19 protein-coding genes and 3 pseudogenes are annotated in these 17875 nt (G+C 71.7%); 13 read left to right on the top strand and 9 right to left on the bottom strand.

The genetic code is table 11. The annotated features are described in order from the left end of the window. Window positions 1-11: 11 nt before the first annotated feature. The 3 pseudogenes from ITX44_RS42950 to ITX44_RS05825 form a co-directional block, all read left to right on the top strand. Window positions 12-314: pseudogene (locus ITX44_RS42950) on the top strand (alkaline phosphatase D family protein); the annotation flags it as partial. Between the two features lie 79 nt (window positions 315-393). Further along, window positions 394-774: pseudogene (locus tag ITX44_RS42065) on the top strand (hypothetical protein); the annotation flags it as partial. A 157-nt stretch (window positions 775-931) separates the two neighbouring features. Continuing rightward, window positions 932-1468 (top strand): annotated as a pseudogene (locus tag ITX44_RS05825) (GNAT family N-acetyltransferase); the annotation flags it as partial. Between the two features lie 15 nt (window positions 1469-1483). On the opposite strand, the gene ITX44_RS05820 reads toward ITX44_RS05825, so the two are convergent. Then, the gene (locus tag ITX44_RS05820; protein ID WP_205355951.1) at window positions 1484-2395 is read right to left on the bottom strand and encodes an alpha/beta fold hydrolase; all 912 of its coding nucleotides are present in this window, start codon (window positions 2393-2395) and stop codon (window positions 1484-1486) included. A 225-nt stretch (window positions 2396-2620) separates the two neighbouring features. On the opposite strand from ITX44_RS05820, the gene ITX44_RS05815 reads away from it, so the two are divergent. Further along, window positions 2621-3028 carry a winged helix-turn-helix transcriptional regulator gene (locus ITX44_RS05815; protein ID WP_205355950.1) on the top strand — a complete coding sequence of 136 codons (408 nt, stop codon included), beginning with the start codon at window positions 2621-2623 and terminating at the stop codon, window positions 3026-3028. 25 nt (window positions 3029-3053) lie between these two features. Here the strand turns inward: ITX44_RS05815 and ITX44_RS05810 are convergent, their stop codons facing one another. After that, the gene (locus tag ITX44_RS05810) at window positions 3054-3923 is read right to left on the bottom strand and encodes a class II glutamine amidotransferase (RefSeq protein ID WP_205355949.1); all 870 of its coding nucleotides are present in this window, start codon (window positions 3921-3923) and stop codon (window positions 3054-3056) included. Window positions 3924-3935: 12 nt separating this feature from the next. Further along, window positions 3936-5225, bottom strand: a complete 1290-nt coding sequence (locus tag ITX44_RS05805) for an ABC transporter substrate-binding protein (RefSeq protein WP_205355948.1) — start codon at window positions 5223-5225, stop codon at window positions 3936-3938. A 294-nt stretch (window positions 5226-5519) separates the two neighbouring features. Between ITX44_RS05805 and ITX44_RS05800 the strand changes: the two genes are divergently transcribed. Genes ITX44_RS05800 through ITX44_RS05790 form a run of 3 tightly spaced genes read left to right on the top strand, consistent with a single transcriptional unit; the run spans window position 5520 to window position 9230 of the window. After that, window positions 5520-7286 carry a class I mannose-6-phosphate isomerase gene (locus ITX44_RS05800; RefSeq protein ID WP_205355947.1) on the top strand — a complete coding sequence of 589 codons (1767 nt, stop codon included), beginning with the start codon at window positions 5520-5522 and terminating at the stop codon, window positions 7284-7286. After that, on the top strand, window positions 7283-8320 hold the full coding sequence (locus tag ITX44_RS05795; protein ID WP_205355946.1) for a LacI family DNA-binding transcriptional regulator: 1038 nt from the start codon (window positions 7283-7285) through the stop codon (window positions 8318-8320). The genes ITX44_RS05800 and ITX44_RS05795 overlap by 4 nt, the downstream gene beginning before the upstream one ends. Beyond that, entirely contained in the window at window positions 8304-9230 is a 927-nt protein-coding gene (locus ITX44_RS05790; RefSeq protein WP_205355945.1) for an ROK family protein, read from the top strand. Before ITX44_RS05795 ends, ITX44_RS05790 begins: the two co-directional genes overlap by 17 nt. A gap of 245 nt (window positions 9231-9475) precedes the next feature. On the opposite strand, the gene ITX44_RS05785 is transcribed toward ITX44_RS05790, so the two are convergent. From ITX44_RS05785 to ITX44_RS05775, 3 genes are all read right to left on the bottom strand, one after another. Further along, window positions 9476-10006: a GNAT family N-acetyltransferase gene (locus tag ITX44_RS05785; protein ID WP_205355944.1), complete on the bottom strand. Its 531-nt coding sequence runs from the start codon at window positions 10004-10006 to the stop codon at window positions 9476-9478. Between the two features lie 218 nt (window positions 10007-10224). Then, complete coding sequence (locus ITX44_RS05780; RefSeq protein ID WP_205355943.1) at window positions 10225-10782, bottom strand: hypothetical protein; 558 nt, start codon at window positions 10780-10782, stop codon at window positions 10225-10227. Between the two features lie 103 nt (window positions 10783-10885). Next, entirely contained in the window at window positions 10886-11725 is an 840-nt protein-coding gene (locus tag ITX44_RS05775; RefSeq protein ID WP_307795119.1) for an alpha/beta fold hydrolase, read from the bottom strand. A 122-nt stretch (window positions 11726-11847) separates the two neighbouring features. On the opposite strand from ITX44_RS05775, the gene ITX44_RS05770 reads away from it, so the two are divergent. The 5 genes from ITX44_RS05770 to ITX44_RS40795 all read left to right on the top strand — a co-directional run bounded on the left by ITX44_RS05770 (window position 11848) and on the right by ITX44_RS40795 (window position 14397). Then, on the top strand, window positions 11848-12528 hold the full coding sequence (locus ITX44_RS05770) for a TetR/AcrR family transcriptional regulator (RefSeq protein WP_205355942.1): 681 nt from the start codon (window positions 11848-11850) through the stop codon (window positions 12526-12528). Between the two features lie 93 nt (window positions 12529-12621). Beyond that, a complete protein-coding gene (locus tag ITX44_RS05765) occupies window positions 12622-13170 on the top strand; it encodes a hypothetical protein (protein WP_205355941.1) in 549 nt (182 codons plus the stop codon). 42 nt (window positions 13171-13212) lie between these two features. Further along, entirely contained in the window at window positions 13213-13464 is a 252-nt protein-coding gene (locus tag ITX44_RS05760; RefSeq protein WP_372440839.1) for a sigma factor, read from the top strand. Beyond that, a complete protein-coding gene (locus tag ITX44_RS05755) occupies window positions 13440-14153 on the top strand; it encodes an NAD(P)/FAD-dependent oxidoreductase (protein ID WP_307795118.1) in 714 nt (237 codons plus the stop codon). Before ITX44_RS05760 ends, ITX44_RS05755 begins: the two co-directional genes overlap by 25 nt. Before the next feature lie 82 nt (window positions 14154-14235). Then, complete coding sequence (locus ITX44_RS40795; RefSeq protein WP_236060140.1) at window positions 14236-14397, top strand: hypothetical protein; 162 nt, start codon at window positions 14236-14238, stop codon at window positions 14395-14397. A 113-nt stretch (window positions 14398-14510) separates the two neighbouring features. On the opposite strand, the gene ITX44_RS05750 is transcribed toward ITX44_RS40795, so the two are convergent. Further along, entirely contained in the window at window positions 14511-14978 is a 468-nt protein-coding gene (locus ITX44_RS05750; protein WP_205355940.1) for a hypothetical protein, read from the bottom strand. Window positions 14979-15128: 150 nt separating this feature from the next. Here ITX44_RS05750 and ITX44_RS05745 point away from each other — a divergent pair, with 150 nt between their 5' ends. Further along, a complete protein-coding gene (locus tag ITX44_RS05745; RefSeq protein WP_205356282.1) occupies window positions 15129-15560 on the top strand; it encodes a DUF4259 domain-containing protein in 432 nt (143 codons plus the stop codon). Between the two features lie 186 nt (window positions 15561-15746). Here ITX44_RS05745 and ITX44_RS05740 read toward each other — a convergent pair whose 3' ends face one another. Continuing rightward, the gene (locus ITX44_RS05740) at window positions 15747-16472 is read right to left on the bottom strand and encodes a DUF2625 family protein (RefSeq protein WP_205355939.1); all 726 of its coding nucleotides are present in this window, start codon (window positions 16470-16472) and stop codon (window positions 15747-15749) included. 60 nt (window positions 16473-16532) lie between these two features. After that, window positions 16533-17807: an MFS transporter gene (locus ITX44_RS05735; protein ID WP_205355938.1), complete on the bottom strand. Its 1275-nt coding sequence runs from the start codon at window positions 17805-17807 to the stop codon at window positions 16533-16535. Window positions 17808-17875 lie beyond the last annotated feature (68 nt).

The following is a 17875-nucleotide window of genomic DNA, read 5'->3' as shown; positions in this document are numbered from 1 at the left end:
TCCGTCGTCCTGTGGACCCGCCTGGCCTTGAAGCCACTGGACCCGATCACAAGGTCACCAACGACTACAAGGGCGGCATCGCGACGGCATCGCAGCGCACCCGGGCCGGCTTTACGTACCAGGCGTGGTGGGAGAGCATGCCGACCAGGCTCGCCAAGCCGACGGGTTCGTCGATGAAGGTCTGCTGGCGGTTCCCCGTGGGCGACCTGCGCCAGATCGACATGCTGGACAGCCGCCAGTACCGCACCGCGGACAACGACCCGGTGATCTCGCGCCTCGGCAACGAGCAGGAGGCCTGGCTGATCGACGGGATCAACCAGTACGGCGCGCGCTGGAACGTCATCGCCCAGGGCCAGCAGCTCGGCGACATCCCCCGCCTCCAGCCCCACCCGGAACCGCATCTACGGCGCGTACTACGAGCCCGGGTTCCAGCCGGTGATCCTGACCGGCGACATGAACTGGACCATCGTCCTGGACGCCCTGCTCGAGGTGCCGAACGCCGGCAGCCCGATCGTGGGCACGGAGTTCATCGCCACGTCGATCACGTCGACCGGTGACGACCCCGGCAGCGCGGCCACGAAGAACAACTGGCTGAAGAACCCGTGGGTGAAGTACGTCGACGGCCTGCGCGGCTACATCAAGTCGGAGTTCACCCCGACCGGCATGACCGCGGTCCAGCACGACGTCCAGTACGTCAGCCGCCCCGGCGCCCCGGGCTTCGACGCCCAGAAGTTCTTCATCGAGCACGGACGCGCAGGCGTCCAGCTGATCTGATCCGGGCACCTGAGCGCGGACGTCTCCGGGGCGACTCCCAGAACGGGGAGCCGCCCCGGCTGCTCACGCGGAGCCTCATCCGCTGCCGCCGCCGCAGCGACCGGGGTGACCGCATATTGGTTTGCCGCAGGCCGGGGCGGACGGATAGGAAGCTCGCATGCTACGAGGCGGCAAGGTCGGGCTCAGGGCCCGGCACGAGGACGACATCCCGATCCTGCGGGCCGAGCTGTACGACGACGTGGTCAACTCCTCGCGGGCCGAGAGCGGGCCGTGGCGGCCGATCGCGCCCGGCGCGAAGGATCCGCGGCTCGTGGCGGACGACACGGAACAGGGGCACGTCCGGTTCTCCGTGGTGGAGTTGGAGGGCGGCACGCTGGTGGGCACCGCGACGCTGTGGGGCATCGACACCCACCACCGGTCCGCACACGTCGGGCTGGGGCTGCGGCCGTCCTTCCGTGGCAAGGGCTACGGCACCGACGTGGTCGCGGTGCTGTGTCACTACGGCTTCGTCGTGCGCGGCCTGCACCGGCTGCAGATCGAGACGCTCGCGGACAACGCCGCGATGCTGCGCTCCGCCGAGCGCAACGGCTTCGTCCGCGAGGGCGTGCTGCGCTCCTCGGCCTGGGTGATGGGCGAGTTCCTGGACGAGGTGCTGCTCGGGCTCCTCGTCCGGGACTGGAAGCCGGACTCGAAGCTCCAGGTCGCCGCCTCACCCGACCGCGAGGAAGGGCAGGAGAAGGTCGAGCAGGGCGGCCGGGCGGTGCAGCGGGATGATGTGGCCGGTATCGGCGAGCAGGTGTGAGGTCAGGTCGTCGGTGACCGGAGCGAGCTGCCGGGCCAGCGCGTCCCCGACGGGGTGGGCGCCGATCGCCAGGGTGGGGACGGTCAGCCGGGAGCGGGCGGTGGCGGCGGCGATCTGTGCGGCGCCGGTGGGCAGCGCGCGGTAGTAGGAGAAGGCGCAGCGCAGGGACTCGCGGCCGGTGTACGCGGCGACAAAGGCGTCGCGGATCTCGGGTGCGACGCCTTCACCGAGCGTGCCCTGGGCCAGGAACCAGCCGACGTACTCCGCCTCGTGGCCGAGCAGTACGGACTCGGCGAGTCCGTACCCGGCGTCCGCCCCGGGCACGGGCGGTGCCGCGGGGGCGGCGTGGAAGCCGAACCACCAGGGCGGGCCGGCCGACAGGAACGACTCCGCGCCGGCGAGCCGGCCCAGCAGCGACTCCATGAGCACCAGGCGGCGTACGAGGGCGGGGCGTTGCAGTCCGAGCAGGAAGGCGGGCGGTGTGCCCGCGTCGATGGCGACCACATCGGCGGAGGTTTCGCCGAGCTCGGCGAGCAGCGCCTCGGCGTCGGCGGCGAGGGTGCCGGCGCCGTATCCGTCCGCGGCCCGCTGGCTCGCGCCGAAGCCGCGCAGGTCCGGGGCGATCACCCGGTGCGCGGGCGCCAGCGCGCCGATCACGTGCGTCCATACCTGCCAGGTGTGGGGGAAGCCGTGCAGCAGCAGGACGGCGGGGCCGTCGCCGGCGAGGGCGACGTTCAGCTCGACGCCGTTCGCGGTGACGCGGCGGGTCTCGATGCCGGCGGACGGCGGGACGGCGGCAGGCGGGAAGGCCGTGCTCATGGCAACTCCGGTGCAGGCATAAGTGGTGGGAGTGGTCACCTTTGGTGACAACCTCACGTTAGGCGACTACGCTGACTCGCCCAAGAACGCACCGACACGTCAGGTGGTGAGCGCGAGGTGACCATCCCACCGCCCGGACACGGGGCCTCGGGCCGCGCGAACGGCCCCCGGGCGCAGGGCCGCACAGCGGAGGGACCCGGCGGGGACGGTCGGCGGGAGGGGCCGGTGTCCGGTGCCCGCGGTGACCTGTTCGACCCGCTGTGCCCGACGCGGCGGCTCCTGGACCGCATCGGCACGAAGTGGATGTCCATGGCGGTGAAGGTGCTGGCGGAGGCCGCGCCGGACGAGGTGCGGTTCGCGGAACTCCAGCGCCGGATGCCGGGGGTGTCGCACAAGATGCTCTCGGCGACGTTGCAGAACCTGGTACGGGACGGACTTGCCGTGCGCCGCGTCGAGCCGACGGTGCCGCCGCGCGTGCACTACCGGCTCACGCCGCTGGGCCTGTCGCTGGACGGGCCGCTCGCCGCGGTGCGCGCCTGGGCCGAGGAGCACATGGCCGAGATCGACCGGGCCAACCGCCGCGCCGACGCCGCGACCGACGCTTCGGCCGCGCCCCTGCCGCCCTCGCCCTGACCGTCGGCTCGATCAGAACGGAACGCTAGGTGGCCTTTTGGGAGGTCGCCGCGTCGGGCTGCAGGTCGTCGAGCGTGAGCCGGTGTGCCGGGGGATCCGGCAGGACGACCTCGTGGCTGACGTGCAGGTCGGCCTCGACGTGGAGCAGTTCGCCGGGCTCCATCCGGCGCCAGTGGGGATTGTCGTCCATGCGCTCGCTGGCGACGACGACAGCGGGGTGGTCGGCGAGGTGCGCCGAGTGGACGCGCATACGGCCGTGGCTTCCGCTGTGGTCGAGATGCCGGCCGCCGTGCTGGCCGCCGGCCGGGCGCTCGAGGACGTACAGGTCGTGGGTGTCCGGGTAGCGCAGCGCCCACAGTTCCCGCGGGGTGATGAGGATCAGGTTCAGGGCGTAGACGGGAAGGTTCGCGGCGATCCACCCGGCGGCCTGCCGGATGCCCGCGGTGACGTCACCGCCGTGCCGCCGGGTCTCCCGGGTGATCAGGGCGAAGAGCCGCTCGGAATCGGTGTCGCCCCGGACCAGGGACCGGTCCTCGCCCAGGTGGTCGTCGAGTTCGCCGAGGCCCTCGATCACCCCGTTGTGGGCGAAGAGCCGCCCGTCCTGTTCGAAGGGATGGGTGTTGCGCATGTCCAGGCTGCCGGTCGAGGCGAAGCGCACATGGGCGACGAAGGTCGTCGACTCCACCTCCCGGGCCTCCTCGGCGAACGCACGGTCGCGGTAGGCGGCCAGCGGTGCCTTGTCGACGTGCGGGACGCCGTCCGCCGCGAAATACCCCAGGCCGGTCCCGTCGGGATCGCGGTGGCTTTGCCGGCTGAGGCTGTCCGGGGCGTCCAGCAGCCAGAAGGTCGCGTGGGTGCGCAGCGGCGCGCTACTGAGGCCGAACAGGCGACACATGGTCCTCTGCCTTCACTTGGAGGCTCCCTGGTAGCCGTGGAGCGCCGAGTTGATCTGCGCCTGCATGTACGTGAGTGCCTGGGCCACGGACAGATTGCCCTTGAGTGCCGCGAACGCGTTCTCCTGAACGGCCGACGTGACACCCGGGTAGAACGGTGTGGCCGGGCGGGTCCTGGCGGTGGCAAGGCTCTCCCCGAGGGTGCGCAGGTAACCCAGAGCGGGATCGGCCAGCAGCTTCGGGTCGGTGTAGAGGGATTTCAGCACCGGGGCGTATGCCCCCTTGACGAGCAACTCACGCTGGATCTGCGGGCTTTCGTAGAACTTCATGAAATCCAGGGCGGTCGCCTTGTGCTTGGAGTAGACGCTCAGTCCGAGACTGTGTCCGCCGAGTGTGCTCACGCCGGGGCCCGATGGGCCGGGCTCGCGGGTGACGGCGAATTTCCCCTTCACCCGCGAGGTGGGGTCATTGGCCGCGAGGTTGTAGACGTACGACCAGTTGCGAAGGAAGAGGAGCTGTCCCGCCTCGAATGCCTTCCGTCCTTGTTCTTCCTGGAAGGTGAGGGCCTCTTTCGGGATGTCCCCGGTGCGGAAACCGTCGACGAGGAAGGACAGCCCTTTCGCGGCGTGGGGCGTGTCCACGTCGGCCCTGCTCCCGTCCGGGGTGAGGATCGTGCCGCCGGCGGAGTAGATCGCTTCGGAGACGTTCACGGTCAGCCCTTCGTACGGCGCGAACTGACCCGCGTAGCAGCCGATGTGATGCGCCCGCGCGATACGGCAGTCCGCGGTCAACTCCGCCCACGTGGTCGGCGGTTTCGGCACCAGGTCCGTCCGGTAGTAGAGCATGCCGCCGTCCGTGGTGCCGGGAGCCGCGTAGAGGGTTCCCCGGTAGGAGGCGGCCTCCACGGACGCGGGCAGCAGGGGCCCGGTGTCGACGGCGAAGGCGCCGGTGAGCGGTTCGAGCCACCGCTGCGCCGCGAACTCCGGGGTCCAGATCACATCGACGCCGACCACGTCGTAGCCGGGGTCCTTGGCCCGGAAGTGCTGGACGAGGTCGTCGTGCTGTTCGTCGGCGTTGTCCGACTGCTCCTTGAGCGTGACCTTCTCGTCCGGGTGCAGGGAATTCCACTGCGCGATGATGGTTTTCAGGACGCCGGTGTTGTCCTTGCCCTGGACATACGTGATCGGCCCCCGGTCGCCGGTGTCCGGCCCGGCGCCGTTTCCGTTCACGGAACGCCCGCACGAGACGAGCAGGCCGCTGACAGCGATGATTCCGGCGAGCCACCACAGACGCCGCACACACATCGTCATACCGTCTCCGAAATCAGCCGGGGCGAGCCCGCTCGCTGCTCGAAATCATTGTGATTTCTCTTTCCGCAGCAGTATGCAGGTGCCGCTCGGCGCGCCCGTATTTCCTCGCCTGCTCGGTGGTGTCGGCGTCAGTCGGATGGGACTCGCCGCACGGGTGGTCCCCGCCGGCGGCTCCGGCACCGGGCGGTGGCCGGAGCTCCGCCGCTCGTGTACGTTAACGATAACGTAGATGATCGGCCGCGATCCGCGGGCATCGGTGCGTTAACGTCAACTCACAGGACGGGTGACATGACCGCAGGACCGCTGACGAAGACCCGGGCGCCGGGGTACGACCCGACGCCGTGCTACCCGCTCGCCGACGGCACGGTCGAGGCCGGTTGGGAGGCCGCCGCTCTCACGCTGCCGGCGGGCACGCGGGTGCTCGCCGTCGACGGGCCGGCCGTACTCGACTGGGCGGCGGTCGCCGGCCGGCTGCACGACGTGCTGAGTGCTCTGCGGCCGCGCGTGGAGATCGTGGACGTGCGTGCGGCCGCCCGGGACTGGGAGACGGTGTGCCGGCTGACCGAGTCGGAGGAGTTGCGGGACGATCCCGACTTCGCACGACTGGCCGGCGGCGCTCTCGCGGACCTGATGGATCCGGACGCTCTGGCCGCCGCGGCCGCCGCGGCCGCCGGGGCCGCCGGGGCCGCCGGGGACGCCGGGGACGGCCTGCGGGTCCTGATCGGGCCCGGCGCCGCCCTGGCCGGGCCGGACGTGCTGTGGTGGGCGGATCTGCCGAAGCGGTACGCCGAAGCGTCGGTCGCGCACGGCACCGGCCGCAACCTCGCGGCCCCGCCCGGGCGACAGCCCACGCTGCGCCGGCTGTTCTACATCGACTGGCCGCTGCTCGACCGGCACCGCGACGCCATGGCCGAGCGCATCGACCGCTGGCTGGACGTCACCGACCCCGCCGCGCCCACGTCGGTCGACGGGGCGGCGCTGCGGGCGACGTGTCGCATGCTCGCCGGCCGTCCCTTCCGTACCCGGCCGACCTTCAACTCCACGCCCTGGGGCGGACACTGGGGACAGGAGGTGCTCGGTCACAACCCCGAGGCCCCGAACACCGCGCTCGGCTACGAGCTGATCGCCCCGGAGAGCGGCGTCCTGCTCGGCGACGGCCCGGGTCGCAGCGTCGAGGTGCCCTTCCAGCTCGTCGTCGCCCTGGCCCCGCGCGAGCTGCTCGGGCCGGTCGTGCACGAGATGTTCGGCACGTCCTTCCCGGTGCGCTTCGACTACCTGGACACGGTCGGCGGCGGCAACCTGTCCGTGCACTGCCACCCGCAGCCGGACGAGATGCGCACCGTGTTCGGCTGGCCCTACACCCAGCACGAGAGCTACTACCTCATGCGGGCGGGCACCGGAAGCAAGGTGTTCCTCGGCCTGCGCGAGGGCATCGGGATCGACGACTTCCGGCGCCAAGCACACGCCGCTGACGGGCACGGCACCCCGTTCGACATCGAGAATTACGTGCAGGCCTTCCCCGCCGAGGCCGGGCAACTCTACCTCGTGCCGGCGGGGACCCCGCACGGCAGCGGCGAGGGCAACGTGGTACTGGAGGTCAGCGCCACCCCGTACCTGTACTCGCTGCGGTTCTACGACTGGCTGCGGCGGGACGCGGCGGGCCGGCAGCGCGCCGTCCACGTCGAGCATGCCTTCCGCAACCTCGATCCGGCACGGTCGGGAGACGCGGTCGCCCGCGATCTGGTCCAGCACCCCCGGGCGCTGGGCGGGGGCGACGGCTGGCGGGAGGAACTGATCGGCGCGCTGCCCGAGATGTTCTTCCAGGTACGCCGGATCGCCGTCGAACCGGACGCCCTCGCCGAGCAGCACACCGACGGCCGCTTCCACGTCCTGACCCTCGTCGACGGGCAGGAGGCGTTGATCACCACGGCGGGCGGGGACACGCACGTCCTGCACTACGCCGAAACCCTCGCCGTCCCGGCGGCCGTCACCGCGTACCGTGTCCACAACCAGGGGCCGGAACCGCTCCGGCTGGTGAAGGCACAGGTGGCATGAGCGCACAGCAGGGACCCGAACAGGCCGTCACCATGCGGGACGTGGCCGAGCGGCTCGGCGTGAGCACCATGACGGTCTCCCGTGCCCTGCGCGGCCGGCCGGGGATCGGCGAGGAGACCCGCCAGCGAGTGCTGGCCGAGGTCGCCGCCCTTGGCTACCGCCCCAACAAGCAGGCGCGCAGCCTGCGTTCGGGCGGCCCGAGCGAGCTGGTCGGCCTGGTCGTCACCAACCTGGCCAACCCCTTCTACGCCCGGCTCGCCATCGGCCTGGAGGAGGTCTGCCTGCGGCAGGGCGCGCGCGTTGTACTCGGCAGCACCGGCGGGGACCAGGCCGTCGAACGCGAGGTCGTCGCCGATCTGCTGGAGCGCGGCGTCGACGGCCTGGTGGTCGTCCCTTCCGGACACGACCACAGCCACCTGGGCGGCGAGCAACTGCGCGACACACCCGTGGTGCTCGCGGCCGGCCCGCCGATGGGCATCGAGGCCGACTGCGTCCTCGTGGACGACTTCGGCGGCACCCGCGCGGCCTGCCGGCAGCTCATCGCCCGCGGCCACCGGCGCATCGGCTTCCTCGGCCTGCCGCCGTCGCTGTGGACGGGATCCGAACGCTTCCGCGGCTACGCCGTCGCGCTGGAGGAGGCCGGCATCGCGCTGGACGAACGGTACGTCAGCCGGCACCGCGGCGACAGCGCGCTGGCCGAGGAGACGGCACGCGCCATGCTCGTCCTGCCGGATCCGCCGACCGCGCTGCTGACCGCCAACAACCGCAATACGGTGGGGGCGCTGCGCGCGGTGCGGGCCGGTGGATACCCGGTGGCCCTCGCGGGCTTCGACGACATCGAACTCGCCGACATGCTGGACGTTCCGCTCACCGTGGTCTCCTACGACCCGGCCGAGGTCGGCCGGGCCGCCGCGGCACTGCTGTACGAGCGGCGCGAGGCCGCTGCTGCCGCCCAGCCGCGGCGGGTGATCGTCGCGACCACTCTTGTCGATCATCCGCGGCCGCGGCAGGTGCGCGATGACTCTTCTTTCTGACCTGGTCCCCGTCCTCGAAGTGGGCGGCTCCCACGTCACCGCGGCGGCCATCGATCTCGGGGCGGCCCGGATCCTGGCGGGCACACGGCGCCGTCTGCCGTTGCGGCCCGACACCGACGCCGAGACCTTCCTCACCGCTCTCGCCGAGGCAGCCGGCGGCCTTCCCCCGGAAATCCGCGATGCGACGTGGGGTATCGCCGTGCCGGGGCCGTTCGACTATGCGACCGGGGTCGCACGCTACCGCGGCGTCGGCAAGTTCTCGGCCCTCGACGGCCTCGCCGTCGGGGAAGCCCTCGCAGAACGTCTGCGCCTGCGTCCGGACCGGCTGCGGTTCCTCAGCGACGCCGTCGCCTTCGCGCTCGGCGCCCGCCGCACCGATGACCCACAGCCCGGGCGGATGGTCGCCGTCACACTGGGAACGGGTGTCGGTTCCGCCTTCCTGGACGAGGGCGCCGCGGTGACGCAAGGCCCGCGGGTGCCCCCCGAGGGGAGGCTGGACCTGCTCACGGTCGACGGCGGCCCGCTGGAGGACACCGTCTCCACCCGGGCCATGGCCGGCCGTTACGCCCGCCGCACCGGACGAACCGTCGACGGGGTACGCGGTCTTGCCGAACTCGCCGGGCAGGGCGACGCGACAGCCCGTGCGGTGGTCGAGTCGGCCCTGCACACGCTCGGTGCCGCGCTCGCGCCGTGGCTGGCCGCCTTCCGCGCCGACGCGCTGGCCGTAGGCGGCTCCATGACTGCCGCCTGGCCGCTGCTCGGCCCTCCGTTCCTCACCGCCCTCGCCGAGCACTCACCCGTCCTGGCCCGGCTGCCGGTCCGCGTCCACCACGACGGCGAGACCCCGGCGCTCCTGGGCGCGGCCCTGTACGCCGCACAGGCGCGCCCTCGAATACACCCGGCCGGGTAGTACTCCGGTGCGGTCTCGCGTTCCATGCGCTTACGACTTGGTGCGCGATTGAGGTTTGGGCGTGCGGGAGCCCGGCGCGCAGGTGGACCGGGGTGACGAGCAGGCGGTCGGTGGGGACCAGGTCGTGCTTCGGGCCGGCACCGGCCTCCCGCTGCCGCTCGGCGCCACGCCGCTCGTGAAGCTCCGACCCGCACCGGGCGAGCCACAGATCGGCAAACGCATCCGGACCAGCACCGGCCCGGGCATCAGGGCCTCAGCAGTCCGCCCACCCACCAGTCGTGCGGCTTGCCGTCGTTGGCGATGCCGCGATTGCGCAGTGTCCCTTCGACGGTGAAGCCGAGTTTCTCGGCGACGGCACGCGAGCCGGTGTTCCCGGCCATGGCCCACCACTCGATGCGGTGGACGTCGAGGGTAGCCCAGCCCCAGTCGCACAGGGCCCGAGCGGCCTCCACCGAGTACCCGCGTCCGCGCTGTTCCTTGACGGCCCAGTAACCGAGTTCCCAGACGCCGCGGCTGACGAGGGTCAGGCAGTACGAGCCGACCAGGGCGCCGGTGTCCTTGCGGAACGCGCCGAGGGTGTAGTCCCTGTCCTCGGCCCACTGAGCGGGCAGCTTCTCGCCGACGAGCTTCTCCGCGTCCGCACGCCGGTACGGCACCGGCACGGGTGTATAGAACTGGATGTCCTCGTCCTGGCAGGCTTCGTACACCGCATCCACGTCGGCAGGTGTGAGGGCCCGCAGCACCAGACGGTCGGTCTCAAGAGTCACCGGATCCATCGCGGCAGTATGACCACCCTCGGCAAGCGGCGACCATCGAATATCCCGACCGCCGCCCGTCGCAACACTCCGGTCAACGGTCATCGCAACACCCCGGATCAGCTGACCCCGAGAGGGAGCCGCACCCACCATCAATCGCGGACCGAGCCGTTGGCTGTGGGTGGGAAGTACCAACTCGGACGCCATGTCTGGTGGTTGCGATCCTCGGTCGGCAGGGGTCAGCCCCTGGCGGTCGAGCGGGACAGGCGGATCGCCGAGACGAGGAAGAAGATCCCGCCTAGCGTCGCGTAGCCGGCGAGGGCGGTCAGCGATGGGTTGTCCTGCGAAGCGCTTCGGACGAAGGACGCGCCGGCCAGCACCGAGATGCCGCCGCTGACGATCATGGCCCACTGGCCGCCGAGCGGCCGGCGCGCGACGCCCACGAGGAGCTGGACCAGGCCGGAGACGATCGCCCAGGCGCCCCAGACGCGCAGCACGTCGGCGGTGCCCGAGGCGCCGGCGATCGCGACGCCGACGGCGGCCAGCGTACTGATGGCCATGTTGGCGTACAGGCCCTTGACCGGCCCCGTGGCACGCGCCGACCTGGCGTCGACGACGGCCGCGACCACGTCGAAGGCCGGATAGACGAACAGCAGCAGCTTGGCCCCGGTGGTGAGGTCGGAGCCGGACACCAGCAGGAGCGCCGCCCACGCGGCGGCGAAGACGAAGCGGACGACGTACAGCCGGCGCAGGGCGGGCATGGTGCCGACGTGCTGGGCGGAGGCGGCGGATGCCATGGGGTTCTCCAGTGAATGCGGGAGGTGTACGGGGATGGGTACGGGACGGGTCGGCCGCCCGGGCCGGGGCAGGCGGGCTCCCCCGGCCCGGGCGGCGGGTGTGTCAGCGGGTGCCCTGGTCCGCCTGCTCGACCAGGTTCGCGACCGCGGCGGGGTGGCTGACCATGACCGCGTGCGAGGAGTTGACCTCGACGGTGTGCGCTCCGGCGCGCTGGGCCATCCAGCGCTCGAGGTCCGGGCTCAGCGCGTGGTCCTGCTTGGCGACCAGGTACCACGAGGGGATGGACCGCCAGGCGGCCGCGGTGGCGGGCTCGGTGGTCGTCTCGGAGTTGGCCGGTTCCTGCGCGTCGGCCATGTCGGCCGCCTGGACCGGGTTGACGTCGGCGGCGAAGGTCTCCCGGAACTGGGCCGGGTCGATGTAGAGGTCGGTGCCGGGGGTTCCGTCCGGCTGCGTGACGGCCACCTGCTGCAGCGGCAGGGGCGGCACCGGGTGGGCGACGGGGCGGGCGGTCAGGTCACCGATCGTCTCGCCGGTGTCCGGCACCAGCGCCGCGACGTACACCAGCGCCTTGACGTTCGGGTCGCCCGCGGCGGCCTCGCTGATGACGCCACCGCCGTAGGAGTGGCCGACCAGGATGATCGGCCCCTTGATGCTGTCGATGAATTGGCGGACGTAGGCCGAGTCGCTGGTCAGGCCGCGCAGCGGGTTGCTCGCGGCCCGGACGGGATAGCCGTCGCCGCGCAGCCGGTCCATCGCCCCGTACCACCCGGCGGAGTCGGCGAACGCGCCGTGCACGAACACGACGGTCGGTTTCGGGCCGGTGGCCGAGTCGTGGTGCGCGGCGGCGTCGGCGACGGGCACGCAGAACGCCGCGGCCGCGGCGAGGGACACACCGACGAACGCGGAGCGCCGGAGCGCGGGACGGACGGCAGGAAGGATCACGGGAACCTCATCTCGAAGTAGAGAGAACGATCGCTCTCGTCGAGCAGCCTGGCACACTCGCGCCGCCAAAACAAGAGAGAACGTTCTGCATCGTAGATAGAGAGACCGTTCTACCTGCTACGATGGGCGACATGACACAGACGGAAGCAGGCACCGGCAGAAGGGTCTCCGAGGCCAGAGAGCGGCTCCTGAGGACCGCCGGGCAGCTCTTCTACGCGGAGGGCATCCACACGGTGGGCGTCGACCGCCTGGTCGCCGAATCGAAGGTCACCAACGCCACCTTCTACCGCCACTTCCGCAGCAAAGAGGACCTGGCCGTCGCCTACATCGAGAGCGTCGACCAGGCGATCCGGACCCAGGTCGGCGCCCTGATGGCCGCGGACCTGCCGGCCGACGGCATCCTGCGGGGCATCGGCGCGGCCCTGGTCGAGCAGATCCGCTCCCCCGGCTACCGCGGATGCACCTTCCTCAACGCGGCGGCGGAATTCCCCGCTCGCGACCACCCGGTCCACCGGGCCGTCGTCCAGCACCGCGCGTGGTTCCTCCAGACGATCACCGGACTGTTCGCCGAGACCGCCGACGCGCCCGCCGAACACGCCGGACGGCACTTCGTCATGCTCCGCGACGGCGCGATGAGCGCCGGCTACCTCGGCGACCCCGTCCAGGCCGGCGAGACCCTGCTGCGCGGCATCGAAGGACTGCTCCGGGTGCACACCGCCCGCGGCCTCGACAAGGACGCCGCCCCCACGCCTTCGGCTGCCGCGCCGATCTCCGACATCGATTGCGCGCCGCCCGTCGCGTAGCCGTACTCGGGTCGCGCCCGGCCGGCACCTTCCGCCGTACCCCCGTCATGGGCGCGGGCTGCCGCTGCTCCAAAGCTCGTCGAAAGGCACGCAGTGCTGGGATTGCTGGGCTTCTACGACGAACTCGGCAGCCGCTCCGGCCGGCCGAACGGATCGATACACGATGCCGTCCAGCCCGTCGGTGAGCCGGACGAGATGGACTTGGTGGCCTACCTGGACGCCGGCCACGTCCTCGTCGAGGTCATGGAAGGCGGACACGACGTCATCACCGGCAGCGTCCACCGGCACTCTTCCGGATGTTCCTCCCTGGTGACCGACGGAGCATGGCTGTGGCGCCAGGACTTCCCGCACTACCTGGAAACCCACCACGTATCGCTGCCCGAGACGTTCCTCGAACACGTCCGCCGCCTGAACTACCGGATGCCCAATATCACCGTCGCGCAGTTCGCTCCGCACTACGACGAGACCATGCCCCTGGTCGGGTGGGCCTCGGCTGTCCCGTGGCGATCGACGGCGACCACGCTCGTACCTGAACCACGAGCAGTGACCAGCAAGGCCCAGTTCGAAGCGACGATGCCGGCCCAGGAGCGAGCCAGGCCCCACGGCAGCCGGGGCAAGCGACGCAAGCCGCGGAGCGCATAGGCACCACCGGCCCAAGAGCGTTCTACGGGCGGGTGGGCGGAAATGGCCGGTGGGTTGGCGGAGGGCGACTGGGAATCACATCGTCCCGCTGTCTTCGGGGCGGCCCATCGGATCCTGGGCACCGGGGCCGAAGCGGAGGACGTGACGCAGGAGGTCTGGTTGCGCGCTGCCGCCGCGGACCTGTCGAAGGCGCGGGATCTGCGGGCCTGTACGAGCCGGAGCCGGACCTGGCGAAGGTCGAACTCAGCAGGGTCCTGGGGCCGATCGGCGTGGAGCACCTGCGTGCCTCGGTGAACACCATCGACACCGACCGGCGGGTGGTGGTGGCCGACGGCGAGGAGATCGACCACGACCGCCTGGTGCTGGCGGCCGGCAGCAACCTCGTTCAGCCCCGGGGCCTGCCCGGCGCCGAGCGGCTTTTCGACATCGACACCCTGGAGGGGGCCCGGCGGCTCACCGACCACCTGCGCGGCCGTAAGGACTGCTCCGCGGTGGTCGTCGGTGCCGGGTTCGTCGGCCTGGAGATCGCGACCGAACTGGCCGCCAGGGGCCGGGTGCTGCTGGTCGACCGGTCGCAGGTGGTCGCGGACCGGCTCGGCCCGGGCCCACGCACGGAAATCGAGGCGGCGCTCGACGAGTTGGGCGTCGAACGCCGCCTTGGTACCTCGGTGACGGAGGTCGGCGACGGTTACGCCGTCCTGTCCGACGGCGCAAGGGTCGAGGCGGACGCGGTGGTCCGGTCCGTGGGGATCAGGGCCAGCGAGCTCACCCGGCGGATCTACGCCGACCTCGACCACCTGGGCCGGGTGCGGGTGGACGCGCGGCTGCGCGCCCTTCCCGAGGTGTTCGTCGCCGGGGACACCGCCGCGACGGCCTTCGACGCCGAGCACACGGTCATGCAGGGCCTGCCAGCACGCCACCCCACTGGGCAAGGTCGCCGGCTACAACGCGGCGGCCGACCTGCTCCGGATACCGCTGCGTGACTTCACCCCCGGCCCGTACGTCACCTGCCTGGACCTGGGCGGCGCCGGTGCCCTCTTCACCCGGGGCTGGGACCGCAGGGTCATGGCTTCGGGCGCCGCCGGCGCGGACATCAAGAAGCGGATCAACCAAGCCATCCAGCCGCCACTCGACGACGCCCAGCAGATCCTCGCCGCCGCCGACCGCGTCTACATCGAACTCCCCTTCTTCCCCCGCGACGAGCAGAAACCCGCCCCCGCCGCATGAGCCCCGCCGCCGAGGTTCACGCCGCTGCGGTGTGGAATTCGCTGGCGCCGCGGAGCGTCGTGCGCAGAATCCGCTGGGTCGCGCGGGGCTGCACCACTGCCGAGTCCGCGCCGTCAGGACGACCACTCGTCGTTGTTCCGGTGTGCGCCAAGGCCCGCGGCCGTGAACTCGTCATCCTCGCCGGCACTGACGCCGAGCGCACGCAGCGCCTGGCGGACAGGGGTTCCTTCAACTGGCACCGGTTCACCTTCGGCAAGGTGGAGCGGTCCAAGGACGAGTTCCCCGTCACGCCAGACCGCCGCGTTCTCCTGGCCCACGCCTCCGAAGTACTCAGCTTCCACATAGGCCACGGGACCGGTCCGCGACCACTCGACCAGCACCTGGTCGAAGCCGGCCGGGAGGCTCCAGAAGGCCGGATGGCGAGCCCGGGACGCATCGGTCAACATCTCCGACAAGGCATCGGTCATGGGCAGCAGCGCCAAACCCTGACGCAAGTCCACGAGGCGGGCGGCAGACACATCACCCGTCAGCGCATCCAGCAAGCCGCGCCCCGCGATCACTGCCTTGAGGTCGTAGCTCAACCCGTCTCACCCCCAAGCGAGTCTTCACGCTGCCGATCCTGGCAGCAAGGGCCGCCCCCATGACGCTCAGAGAAGCACCAGAGCCCGTGAGGGGTCGTGGTGTCGGTGGTGGATGCGAGGATCCCGGCGAAGCCACCCGAGGAGATCGACATGGGCACCTGGGGCACGGGTCCCTTCGACAACGACACAGCTGCGGACTTCGCCAACGCTCTTGACGACGCCGAACCCGACGCACGCGAATCCCTGATCCGAGGCGTCCTCGTCCGGACGGTCGACCGCATTGGCTACCTTGTAGAAGCAGACGAAGCGGTGGCTGCGGCCGCACTGATCGCGGCGCAATGCCCTGGAGGCGAACCCGTCGACACGCCCTACGGTCCGGAGAAACCTCTGCCCACGTTTCCCACCGACCTTCGAACACTCGCCGACGAAGCCCTCGCCCGCATTGCCGGCGACGAGGCCGGGCCGGCCTCGAATTGGGTGGACCCGGAGGACTGGAAACAATGGCAGGCGATGCTCACTCGCCTTCGCGGAGTACTCGCCCCACCGCCGTCTTCCCTCCGTCTCTTCGATATCGAGCCTTGACCTGCTTCGGGACCGAGAGGCATCGAGCCTGGCCGCTTGGCCGAGCGATCGGGGAGCTGGTCGGCCCCATGGCGAGCAGGGGTGACACCGGTGCGCCCAAGTACCACCCCGTGTGAACAGAGCCGGCCCCCTGCCGTGGGGACCCGTACGGCCTCTCCCCCGCTGCCTGGGGCCGGGCCGAACGGGTCATGCCTCACCGAGGAAGCCGGGGGTGGACGGGCCCATTTGGGTGGCGAAGTCGGCTGCGACTCCGAGGACTTCGCGCATCGGGACCGCGCGTCGGCTCGTGGCAGCGAGATCCGCGTGGGCCTCTTCGGTCCACAGGAAGGGGACGACTGAGATGCCCTGGGAGGGGGTCAGGGCGGCGGCCTCCTCGCGCCAGCCGGGCCAGCGCAGGCCGTCGTAGAAGGTCTCCAGGCGGCCCGACAGGAGCCAGGAGACCCAGGCGGAGTGGCCCATCCTCAGTGGCTCCCAGGCGAGGGTGTCGGGGGCGAAGTAGGTCAGCTGGCCCGGCGCCCCCGGGCGGCCCGCTGCCGCGGGGTCGTGGCCGTTCAGGGCGAAGACGCCGCCCACGACGTCGTGGCCGACGACGAGTCCGGCCGCGGGGCGCCAAGCGGGATCGAAGGCCGCGGGAAATCCGTTGACCTGCCCCAGGCTCGGCAGACTCCGGTCGGCCGGCGAACCGCCGCCGAATACGCGTACCCATCCGTCGTCCAGGAGCAGCCCGCCCGTGTTCAGTACGAGGGCGCCGAGCACCGATCGCGCGGTGATCTGGATCTGCAAGAGGCAGCGACGCGCTTCGTCGCGGTCGGCCGGAAGTACCCGCACCGGCACGGGGCCGGCTGCGAGCGCCTCCTGGAGTCCGGGCCACGCCGGATCGTCGACATCGGCCAGCTCATCGATCTCTCGCATTGGAGGATGATCGCACCAGCGCATTCGGCTCCCGCAATCAGGCCGGACCGAACGCCGACGTCACGGGGCATCCGCCGCCTCGACCGGAGCGGCCGGGCGCGGCGGCAGGGGCGAGGACGCGTCCGGGCTGCGGAGGGTGCGGACCTGCGGGGCGAGCAGGGCGGCGAGCGTGGCGGCCACGACCAGGGCCGCGCAGGTGAACAGGGCCCGGTCGGTGCCCCATGCGGCCGCCGCGGGACCGGCCACGAGCAGGCCGAGGGGGGCGAAGGCGAGCGAGCCGAACCAGTCGTAGGAGCTGACCCGGGACAGCGCCTCCTCGGGTACTTCGCGCTGGATGGTGGTGGACCACAGGACGGCGAAGACGTCGGAGGAGACGCCGGCGGCGAACATCGCGGTGGCGGTCGCCCAGACGGGAGCCCCCGCGCCGAGCAGGGCGATCGGCAGGGCCGAGGGCAGGGTGGCCAGGACCGCGACCAGGACCGGCCGGCGGACCCGTACCCGGGCGGCGAGTCCCGCGCCGGCCACGGCCCCCAGCGCCTGGGCGGCGACGATCAGCGACCAGGCGCGGGCGCCGCCGAGGTGGTGACGGACGGCGAGCGGGCCCAGGACGCCGACGTTGGCGTTGAGGGCGGCGACGACCACGGTGTACTGGGCGACGACGGCCCACAACCACTGCCGCGAGGCGAACTCCCGCCAGCCCTCGCGCAGATCGGCCCAGCCGGAGGTGCCCCTGCGCGGCCGGTCCGCGACGCCGAGCCGAGCCGTCAGCACCGCGCTGACCACGAAGGAGCCGGCGTCGAGGGCCAGCGCCCAGCCCGCGCCGAGCCAGGCCACGGTGACGCCGGAGAGGGCGAGCCCGAGCAGCAGCGAGATATTGGTACCGACCCGGAGCAGGCCGTTGGCCTGCTGGAGCCGGTCGGGCGGCACGACGAGCGGGACCACGCCGTCCATCGCCGGGGAGAACAGGGCGGTGGCGGTACCGGCGGCGACGGCCAGCAGGCACATCGCGGTCAGCGGGGCGTGCCGGGTGAGGACCAGGGCGGCCAGGCCGGCATAGGCCGCGGCTCCGATGACGTCGGAGGTGGCCATCAGCCGGGACCGGGACATCCGGTCGGCGACGACACCGCCCACCAGCACGAAGGCGAGCTGCGGCACGGCCTGGCAGGCCAGTACGAGTGACAGGCGTCCGGGGCCGGCGCCGGGCAGCGCCAGGACGGCGAACGCGAGGGCGACCCGCGCGAAACCGTTGCCCAGAACGGAGACGACCCGGGCGCAGGCAAGCAGGACGAACGGCCGGTTGCGCCACAGCGGCGGCCGGTCCGGAGCGGCGGACATGGTCCCGCACTCTACGCAGATGGCGGCGCCTACCTGACGCAATCCGGCCGGGGTTCGGCAAGGAGTAC

The organism is Actinacidiphila acididurans, from assembly GCF_016918855.1.
Classification (GTDB): domain Bacteria; phylum Actinomycetota; class Actinomycetes; order Streptomycetales; family Streptomycetaceae; genus Actinacidiphila; species Actinacidiphila acididurans.
This window is presented reverse-complemented; position numbering and strand designations above follow the sequence as displayed.

Coding starts and splice junctions, on each gene's coding strand:
- ITX44_RS05795 (WP_205355946.1), top strand. CDS start 7,283: ATGAGCGCACAGCAGGGACCCGAACAGGCCGTCACCATGCGGGACGTG.
- ITX44_RS05805 (WP_205355948.1), bottom strand. CDS start 5,225: ATGTGTGTGCGGCGTCTGTGGTGGCTCGCCGGAATCATCGCTGTCAGC.
- ITX44_RS05770 (WP_205355942.1), top strand. CDS start 11,848: ATGGGCGACATGACACAGACGGAAGCAGGCACCGGCAGAAGGGTCTCC.
- ITX44_RS05785 (WP_205355944.1), bottom strand. CDS start 10,006: ATGGATCCGGTGACTCTTGAGACCGACCGTCTGGTGCTGCGGGCCCTC.
- ITX44_RS05790 (WP_205355945.1), top strand. CDS start 8,304: ATGACTCTTCTTTCTGACCTGGTCCCCGTCCTCGAAGTGGGCGGCTCC.
- ITX44_RS05745 (WP_205356282.1), top strand. CDS start 15,129: ATGGGCACCTGGGGCACGGGTCCCTTCGACAACGACACAGCTGCGGAC.
- ITX44_RS05740 (WP_205355939.1), bottom strand. CDS start 16,472: ATGCGAGAGATCGATGAGCTGGCCGATGTCGACGATCCGGCGTGGCCC.
- ITX44_RS05780 (WP_205355943.1), bottom strand. CDS start 10,782: ATGGCATCCGCCGCCTCCGCCCAGCACGTCGGCACCATGCCCGCCCTG.
- ITX44_RS05820 (WP_205355951.1), bottom strand. CDS start 2,395: ATGAGCACGGCCTTCCCGCCTGCCGCCGTCCCGCCGTCCGCCGGCATC.
- ITX44_RS05810 (WP_205355949.1), bottom strand. CDS start 3,923: ATGTGTCGCCTGTTCGGCCTCAGTAGCGCGCCGCTGCGCACCCACGCG.
- ITX44_RS05800 (WP_205355947.1), top strand. CDS start 5,520: ATGACCGCAGGACCGCTGACGAAGACCCGGGCGCCGGGGTACGACCCG.
- ITX44_RS40795 (WP_236060140.1), top strand. CDS start 14,236: ATGGCTTCGGGCGCCGCCGGCGCGGACATCAAGAAGCGGATCAACCAA.
- ITX44_RS05760 (WP_372440839.1), top strand. CDS start 13,213: ATGGCCGGTGGGTTGGCGGAGGGCGACTGGGAATCACATCGTCCCGCT.
- ITX44_RS05735 (WP_205355938.1), bottom strand. CDS start 17,807: ATGTCCGCCGCTCCGGACCGGCCGCCGCTGTGGCGCAACCGGCCGTTC.